The following is a 2,262-nucleotide window of genomic DNA, read 5'->3' as shown; positions in this document are numbered from 1 at the left end:
GACTATACCGAGGCAACACAGATGATGGTTGCACGGTATAGGGGCATGGTAACAGGCAAAGCTGATATCCACTTTGAGTGGCACACGGCACGTAAAGTTGACCCAGATAATTTAGATTTTGCTCGTAAGTTTATTTTAGATGGATTTGTAAAAGCTGGCGTGCTAATCGATGATAACCAAAAGTATGTAGGTCGGTTATCAAGCGAGGTTGTAAAGGATAAGCAAGGATATGTTGTGGTGATGATAAAGGAGCAAGTCAATGGATGATTTTGAAAAAAAGCTATTAAAAGAGCTATATAATCGTGGCGTTAGATATTTGGCTAGAGATAGAGAGCCGAGCGAATTTTATGGCTATCTCGAAAAACCAATAAAAGGAACTTATTATTGGTGTGGAGGTTGTGCGCCAAGCAATATTTATAGTTTAGAAATTTTTGGGGACCTGTTTACCGAAATAAAATGGGAAAATGATGAGCCGTTTGACATCGGTAAACATTTGGGCATTATTGATTGGTCAACAATACCAGTTGATACAAAAGTGCTAGTGAGGGATAGTAACAACCATGCTTGGAAGCGTGCATATTTTGCTGGATTTGACCCACACGAGATTGGGCATCCATTTTTGACCTTTACTTGGGGGCGGAATGAGTGGAGCAACAACGGTGACGCGCCGCAGAACTGGAAACAATGCAAATTAGCGGAGGAGGAACGTTAATGAAACGAGGATTTATAGTAACTAATGATAGTGTGAGTAAACCTAAGAGGAGTACATCTCGTAGCGCAGGATATGATTTTGTGTCTCCGGTAGAGGTATTAATTAAACCAGGTGACAAGGTAATGATTGATAGTTGCGTAAGGGCTTACTGTAATAAAAATGAGTATTTAGCTTGCCATATACGGTCTAGTTTGGGCAGTAGAGGTGTAACGCTTACTAACTGCACGGGGATAATCGACAGTGATTATTTTGACACGGGTAACACTATTAAAATGATGTTGGTTAATAACGGAGAGGCACCTGTATTGATTGATAAGGGCGACCGAGTGATGCAAGGAATATTTTGCGAGTATTTGCTTGCCGATGATGACGATGTAACCGTGGAGCGTGTAGGTGGGATTGGGAGTACGGGTAATTAATAAAGGAGTGGTAATAATGACGATTAATGCTAGCAATATGCAAGGGATTACTGCTAGGTATAAATACAAGGCTGCATGGATGGAGTATCGCAAAATTTTAAAACGCATCAAAGATGAGGCTAATCTTGGTCATGATTTTGTAGATTTGACAGTACGGCGTGATGTAGGTGATAGTTACATGCAGCGTATCCGTAATAAGCTAGACGATAAAGGGTTTATCACAGCACTAAATAATTACAATCATTATTATTATTTTAGCGTTGCTTGGTGGACCAGTGATAAGGTAGTGGCAAGTAGAGTCTAGTATTTTTCGATTTTGTTGATGTCAACAAGATGGGGTGGAAATGCTAGGTTTTTAGTAAGTTTCAGTTGCCGAGGATTTCTCGGTAGCTGAGTTTAAGCATTGTTATGAAGAGATAGGAGTAAAAAAATAATGACCGAATTAGAAAAAGGCACGGTAAAAATTGACTATACATATTATTTTGGTGACCGCGAAAACAATCTGTATGTTAAGCAAAAACTTGAAAATTGCAATAAGATTGCTTTGGATAATGATTTTAAAAATAATCAAGAGGAAATGCGTAAAAATTTAAATAAAATGACTGGTGGAAATTTTGTACCGATTACTTACGATGAATACATCGAAAATACGGAGGATGAAGATGAGTGATTTTAATGTAATAGCAGTTGTGGATATGGTATTAGATTGTACAAAGTTGCCTAATAACGCAAGAACTAGCAGATTAAGAGAGGAAATTATTTGTTGTGACAATGCTCTTGGAGTTGGTGGTACTGTAGAGCAACTAGAAAAGGCAGTAAAGGATTACTACCAGTATTATTTAAATTGCAATAATCATGCGATTGCACAAAATAAAGCGAAAGTAGATATGGTGCATAGTCCTAGTTATTATAAGTTGCGTGGCTTAGACATCGAGAGTGTGGATGTGATTAGATCAGTATTAAGTGATGAGGAGTATAAGGGCTGGTGCAAAGGCAACGCCCTAAAATATTTATTTAGAGCGGGCAAAAAAGATGATGAGGTGCAGGACTTAAGCAAGTGTAGTGTATATCTAAAATGGCTAACTGATAAGTTAACCAACTTGTGCAAATAATGCAATAGTTGAGAGGTGA

At 38.2% G+C, this 2,262-nt stretch carries 6 protein-coding genes; all 6 read left to right on the top strand.

All coding sequences use genetic code 11. The features are described from left to right. Window positions 1–267 (top strand): RusA family crossover junction endodeoxyribonuclease (locus tag NFR27_RS10060; RefSeq protein ID WP_251455344.1); only part of this gene is annotated, 267 nt, incomplete at its 5' end. Next, window positions 260–712 carry a hypothetical protein gene (locus tag NFR27_RS10055; RefSeq protein ID WP_251455343.1) on the top strand — a complete coding sequence of 151 codons (453 nt, stop codon included), beginning with the start codon at window positions 260–262 and terminating at the stop codon, window positions 710–712. The genes NFR27_RS10060 and NFR27_RS10055, both read left to right, overlap by 8 nt. Further along, window positions 712–1,131, top strand: a complete 420-nt coding sequence (locus tag NFR27_RS10050) for a dCTP deaminase/dUTPase family protein (RefSeq protein WP_251455341.1) — start codon at window positions 712–714, stop codon at window positions 1,129–1,131. The genes NFR27_RS10055 and NFR27_RS10050 overlap by 1 nt, the downstream gene beginning before the upstream one ends. Window positions 1,132–1,147: 16 nt before the next feature. Continuing rightward, a complete protein-coding gene (locus tag NFR27_RS10045; protein ID WP_251455339.1) occupies window positions 1,148–1,435 on the top strand; it encodes a hypothetical protein in 288 nt (95 codons plus the stop codon). Window positions 1,436–1,564: 129 nt separating this feature from the next. Next, window positions 1,565–1,801 (top strand): hypothetical protein, encoded by a 237-nt coding sequence (locus NFR27_RS10040; RefSeq protein ID WP_251455337.1) that lies wholly within the window; start codon window positions 1,565–1,567, stop codon window positions 1,799–1,801. Next, on the top strand, window positions 1,794–2,243 hold the full coding sequence (locus NFR27_RS10035; RefSeq protein ID WP_251455335.1) for a DUF3310 domain-containing protein: 450 nt from the start codon (window positions 1,794–1,796) through the stop codon (window positions 2,241–2,243). Before NFR27_RS10040 ends, NFR27_RS10035 begins: the two co-directional genes overlap by 8 nt. Window positions 2,244–2,262 lie beyond the last annotated feature (19 nt).

The organism is Veillonella intestinalis (assembly GCF_943192895.1).
In the GTDB taxonomy this organism is placed as follows: domain Bacteria; phylum Bacillota; class Negativicutes; order Veillonellales; family Veillonellaceae; genus Veillonella_A; species Veillonella_A intestinalis.
This window is presented reverse-complemented; position numbering and strand designations above follow the sequence as displayed.